We start from the raw sequence: 6073 nt of genomic DNA, 5'->3' as shown, positions 1-6073 counted from the left end.
ACACCTCGTCGACCGACTTCATGACTTCTTCCTCGTAGCCTGCGTTGGCTATGCCCAGAACATGCGCGCCGCGAGCTTTGACTTCCTTGATGTTGCTCAGCGTCTTCTCATACAGCTCTTCTTGCGTCACCAGAGCGATGACCGGAATGCCTTCCTCGATCAGAGCCAGCGTGCCGTGCTTCAGCTCGCCCGCCGGGTAAGCCTCGGAGTGGATGTAGCTGATTTCCTTCAGCTTGAGCGATCCCTCTTGAGCGACGGCGAAGTCGAGGCCGCGTCCGATGAAGAACAGATTGGCATGTTTCGACACGGATTCGGCGACAGCCTTGAAGATGTCCGCCTGCTCCAGAATCTGCTCGACCTGCTCCGGCAGCTTCTGCATGGCGGCGATGATTTCCGCCGCTTGCTCCGCTTCGACCGTGCCGCGCTCTTGCCCCAGATACAGGCCGAGCAGATAGAAGGCGATCAGCTGCGAGGAGTACGCTTTGGTCGAAGCGACCGCGATCTCCGGTCCCGCCCAGGTCGTGATGACATCATCCGCGTCGCGGGCGATGGAGCTGCCGACCACGTTGGTGATCGTAAGCACGCGCGCGCCGTTGCGCTTCGCTTCGCGCAGAGCGGCCAGCGTGTCTGCCGTCTCGCCGGATTGGCTCACGACGATGACGAGCGTATCAGGAGTGATGATCGGTGAACGGTACCGGTATTCGGAAGCGACATCTGTCTCTACCGGAATGCGGGCCAGGCTCTCGATGACGGTTTTGCCGACGAGACCGGCATGGTAAGCCGTTCCGCAAGCGACGATATGCACGCGGGAAATGCCGCGGATCTGCTCCGTCGTCATGCTGATTTCCTTCTTGAGATCGACCGACTTGCCGTCTTCGCTGATGCGGCTCATCATCGTGTCGCGGTAAGCCTTTGGCTGCTCATGGATTTCCTTGAGCATGAAGTGATCGAATCCGGCTTTTTCCGCGGTGACGAGATCCCAGTCGACATGGAATATTTCCTTGGAAATAATGTCGCCCGAAGTCGTCATCAGTTCGACACCGGAACGCGTCAGAACCGCCATTTCGCCATCGTTCAGGATGTATACGTTGCGCGTATACTCCAGAATAGCCGGGATATCGGAGCCGATAAAGTTCTCGTTCTCGCCGATGCCGATGACGAGCGGGCTCGCGAAGCGTACAGCTACGAGCTTCTCCGGCTCGTATTCGGTCAGAACGCCGAGGGCGTAAGCGCCTCTCATGCGTTTCACGGCACGCTGCACCGCTGCGACGATATCGCCGTCGTACTCGTCTGCGATCAGATGGGAGATGACCTCGGTGTCGGTTTCCGACACGAAGGTATGGCCTTTCGCGCCGAGCTCTTCCTTGAGATCCAGGTAGTTTTCGACAATGCCGTTATGCACGACCGAGAACTTCGACGAGTTGTCGGTATGCGGATGGGAGTTCACATCGGACGGCTTGCCATGCGTAGCCCAGCGCGTATGACCGATGCCGACGGACCCTTGGATCGGCTCGCTGACGAGCTTCTCCTCCAGGTTGGCCAGGCGTCCCTTGGATTTGCGGATTTCCAGCCCGTTGTCCGTGAATACGGCGATGCCTGCGGAGTCATACCCGCGGTATTCCAATTTCTTGAGTCCTTCGATCAGAACTTCCTTCGAGTCACGATTGCCGATATAACCTACGATTCCACACATAGTGAAATAAACCTCCGTATGCGGCGCCGGCCGCCCGGTTGGATGCCATTAGACGCAGGCTTCCCCTGCGCCGATTCCGTTTTGTCGAATCAGTGGTGGCGCGGCAGTCCATGGGACGCCGATGACCTTAAGCAGCAGAAAACAGAACCCTGGATGTCGCCATCCTTGGCCTAGTATCCGCAGCAGCCCGATCCCTCATGCGCTCGGCGCATGTTCATACGGGCATCGCAAACCTTCAGGGCGGCAGACCCGTCCTGTAGTAGTATGTTGCTTCTAAAAGAATCTATAAGGTCCAAAAGCAAACCGGCTGCGATGCCGGCCATGCCCTCTACGTTTCATTCCTGCATGGTGCCGTTCGTTTGTAAGACCGGTTACCCGCGTCCTTTTGCGATAACGGCTGTCGATGTCATGCCCACCGGAAGGTCCCCGCCGAATGTTTCGAACACCTTCACCTCGTCAGCTTGCTCTGGGGATGCCTCAGGAATCCAAAGGCCGCCGCTCCTCGCGAAGCTGCCCGGTCCCGCCGCTCCCGCCTGGATCTTCTATCCGGCGTCGTCGACCATGGACCGCACCCGTATGACACGGGCTATCCTTTGCTCCCGCTCCGTGGCCGGGAGTCCTGCCGAAAATCGGCATCCTTTGTTGCAAGCTCTGGCGCTTATATTGCCTGATCCAACCTCGATCCTCGCTTTCCTTCCGGAATCAAAACCAATACCCTATATCATATTCAATGCGGGCTTGAATTGCAACTGAGCGTCCGCAGTGCTTAGCCAGCTGGAAGACATTAACCCGGGAAGCGCCCGGGTTAACCGTCATCTGCTTTTTTTGAAAAAGGGGACGTTCTTAGCCGAGCTCGGCTTTTACAACGGCAACGATCTGGTCGACGTAAGCCGCTACTTGATCCTTGTCCGGGCCTTCCGCCATGACGCGGATCAAAGACTCCGTTCCCGAAGGACGTACGAGCACGCGTCCGTTGTCGCCCATCTCGCCCTCCACCTGCGCTACGGCAGCCAGAATCGACTGATTGTCGTTGTAGAGCGATTTGTCGGCCACCCGCACGTTGATGAGCACCTGCGGGTATTTGCGCATCAGGCTGCGCAGCCCGCTCAGCTTGCCGCCCGACTTCACGAGCGTATCTGTCAGCTGCAGAGCGGTCAGGATGCCGTCTCCGGTCGTATTGTGATCGAGGAAAATGACATGGCCGGACTGCTCGCCGCCCAGGTTGAAGCCGCCGCGGCGCATCTCTTCCATGACGTAGCGATCGCCTACAGCTGTCTTGGCTGTGCTCAGACCGAGGGATTCCGCTGCCTTGAAGAAGCCGATGTTGCTCATGACCGTCGTCACGACCGTGTCGTTCATGAGCTTGCCTTCGCGCTTCATGGCATCCCCCAGTATGCAGAGGATGAAGTCGCCGTCGACTTCATCGCCGTTATTGTCGATGGCGATCAAACGATCGGCGTCGCCGTCGAAGCTTAGACCGAGATCCGCTCCATGACGCAGCACTTCATCGCGCAGGTATTCCGGATGGGTCGAGCCGACGCCTTCATTGATGTTGCGGCCGTCCGGCTCCGCTCCGACCGTGATGACCTCCGCCCCCAGCTCGCGGAACACCGCCGGGGCGAGCTCGTAAGCCGCTCCGTTGGCGCAGTCGAGGACAATTTTAAGCCCCTCGAAGCGGGAAGAAACGGTCGTCTTGAGGAAATCGATATATAGACGCTTCGCATTCCCTTCATAGCTCGCCGTGCCGATGTCTCCGCCCGTAGGACGCGGCAGCTCGTCGATCTCGGCGTCCATCAGGCGCTCGATCTCGTTCTCGGTCTCATCCGACAGCTTGAAGCCGTCGCCGCCGAAAAACTTGATGCCGTTGTCCTGCACCGGGTTATGCGAAGCCGAGATCATGACGCCGGCATCGGCCTTCAGCATCCGCGTCAAATAAGCGACAGCCGGAGTCGATACGACGCCGAGGCGTACGACGCTTGCGCCGATTGAAAGAAGGCCGGCGATGAGCGCCGACTCCAGCATCGGGCCGGAGATCCGGGTGTCGAGGCCGATGACCACGGTCGGCTTGTGTGCTCCAGCTGTTAGTACATAACCGCCGCAGCGGCCGATTTTATATGCAAGCTCCGGCGTGAGTTCGCTGTTCGCTACCCCGCGAACGCCGTCGGTTCCGAAATATTTGCCCATAGTGAGTGAAAAGCCCCTTTTCTGTAAGCTCCCTTTTAGCAAGCTTTTATGATAGAAATAATCAAGGATAAGAATGGTATTCATTATAAAGGGTTTAGCCCATTAAAACTATCGCAACCTTATGCCATGGAAAATGGCCCCGGAATTCATCATACGCAGACCGAGCCCAGTTGGGTTCCAAATTGCATGACAAGATAAAACTGGAATTCCAAAATGATTTGATAAAGGCTGCTTCCCCGCTCCGATAGTGCTGTGTCAGCATAGTGAAAGCAAGCGGGTATGTAAGCTATTGCCTTACGTTATTTGCTATACTTATTTGACGTTTGCATTACGTTATTTGCATTACAATATTTCATTACGGTATTTGCTATGCTTAACGGTTTTTGCTTTACGTTATTGCTTTACGTTATTCGCTTTACGTATTTGACGTTTGCATTACGTTATTTGCTTTACGTTATTGGCCTTGCTGTGTACATTATTGCTGGCGTTGTTGCTTAAGTTATTGCACGTTATTCCTGTTCGCCAGTCAGCTGCTATACGTTAACTACGGTATATTAGTTGCTTGCTATGCGGGCCGTTTCTTTACGTTCGTTTCTGTAGGTGAATTTCTGCGTCGCCATACAGTTGAGATCCGGATATTTGTTTCTTGCGTTGGCCGTTTCGTCCATGCATCCTCCCGCATCCAGAAAGAAACATTTTCACGGAGCATTGTTCCCTCCATCAGAGGCATTGCCCTCCCCGGCAGCACCGTCTCCTGCCGGCTCATTCCCTGCGCCGCCATCATTGCCGGGCGAAGGGCTGGGCGAAGGAGACGGACTGCTCTCGGGCAAGCCCGAGGCAGGCTCGCTGGCAACGAGCTTGACGGTCACGAGCGGCGGCTCGCCGACAGCTTGGACACCGTTTGGCAGCGTCAAAGCGAGCCGCACCTCATGAGCGCCCTCTGCGAGATTCGCCAGGCTGGCGACAGCGCGGATATCCGCAGCGGTCAGCCGGCCCAGCTCCTCCGGAGTGCCGCTTACCTGGATGTCTACGGTTCCGTCCCGGGGCGCCTCCAGCGCTGCATCCAGTCCCCTCGGCGTATTCTCGAAGGTGACGGGGACCTGGAGCGTCTTCGTCCCCGAAGAAGACAATGTCACGGTTACGGTGACTTTGGACGGCTCGACCGCCTTCAGTCCTTCGGGAGGCAGCAGCTCCAGCTCGACATCGCCCGAGCTGCGGATCTGGCTGAGATCCACGTCAGCAGCCAGCTGGTTGACTTCGTCGAGAAGCCCTCTCGGCCCGTACAGCCTGACGGTGCTCGACTTGGACTGGATTCCGCCCAGCGTCAAGCCGCCGGGCAGGCTGCCCTTATAACCGATCTGCAGAGGGACTTCCTTGCTTGGCATCGTCAGCGGCACCTCTACATCCAGAGTGCTGGGGTTCAGCGCCGCTCCTTTGATTTCGTTGCCCGATTTGTCGAACACGGAGATTTTGGCTTTCTTCTCATGCACGGGCGCATCTTCTCCATCTACATTGACGAAAACCTTGACGGAGCCGACGCGGGCAAGATCCTGAGCCGGCAGCGTGACCTCCACCGTGCTTCCCGGCTTGATGACAGGCGTTCCCAGCTCATACCCTTCCACCGGCTTGCCTTGGGTAACGACGCCCGCCTCGAACGTTCCTTTTTCCAGGCGGTCGATGACGACCTGAACCTGGCTCGGCGACAGCGTCACGAGCTCGATTCCCCTGGGCAGCTTGCCTACCGTCAGCGGAATGGTATAGGTTCCCGGGCCCTTGCCTTCCAGATTGACGCTGATGGAGTAATCGTCGTTCGTCGTAAAGGCAAGCGCGGACCGGCTGCCCTTGACCATCATCTTGGCCACGCTCGGCTCCAGCAGCTTGAGCGAATAAGCCGACTCGTCCAGACCGGTCGTCTGGATTTTCACGACATCGACGCTTTGGGTCTCGGTCGTGGAGGCGACGGTGTTGGGCGTGGACTCCGGATCGAAATGCACCACGGCCCAAAGCAGGATGCCGATGACGACCGACAGGATCTTGATGGCCGTTGGATGGCTGAGCCATTTATCCATTGGCATCGCCTTCTTTCTTTTTGCGCAGGCTGAATCTGGATCTCTGCTTCGCTTTCACGGAGCTTTGCAGCGTCAGCTCCTCGAACAGCTTGGAGATGAGAGACTCCTCCTTGATGTCCCGCACGAT

3 protein-coding genes are annotated in these 6073 nt (G+C 57.3%); all 3 read right to left on the bottom strand.

Annotation, left to right across the window (positions count from 1 at the left end; all coding sequences use genetic code 11):
- Positions 1 to 1693 (bottom strand): glutamine--fructose-6-phosphate transaminase (isomerizing) (gene glmS, locus BN871_RS21325; protein WP_048748690.1); only part of this gene is annotated, 1693 nt, incomplete at its 3' end.
- 843 nt (positions 1694 to 2536) lie between these two features.
- Positions 2537 to 3877, bottom strand: a complete 1341-nt coding sequence (gene glmM / locus BN871_RS21320) for a phosphoglucosamine mutase (RefSeq protein WP_048748689.1) — start codon at positions 3875 to 3877, stop codon at positions 2537 to 2539.
- A gap of 698 nt (positions 3878 to 4575) precedes the next feature.
- The gene (locus tag BN871_RS21315; RefSeq protein ID WP_048748688.1) at positions 4576 to 5946 is read right to left on the bottom strand and encodes a YbbR-like domain-containing protein; all 1371 of its coding nucleotides are present in this window, start codon (positions 5944 to 5946) and stop codon (positions 4576 to 4578) included.
- Positions 5947 to 6073: the final 127 nt, after the last annotated feature.

This window comes from Paenibacillus sp. P22 (assembly GCF_000469945.2).
In the GTDB taxonomy this organism is placed as follows: domain Bacteria; phylum Bacillota; class Bacilli; order Paenibacillales; family Paenibacillaceae; genus Paenibacillus_O; species Paenibacillus_O humicus.
Note: the sequence above shows the minus strand (reverse complement) of the source record. Positions and strands in the feature narration are given on the sequence as shown.

Coding starts and splice junctions, on each gene's coding strand:
- glmM (WP_048748689.1), bottom strand. CDS start 3,877: ATGGGCAAATATTTCGGAACCGACGGCGTTCGCGGGGTAGCGAACAGC.
- BN871_RS21315 (WP_048748688.1), bottom strand. CDS start 5,946: ATGGATAAATGGCTCAGCCATCCAACGGCCATCAAGATCCTGTCGGTC.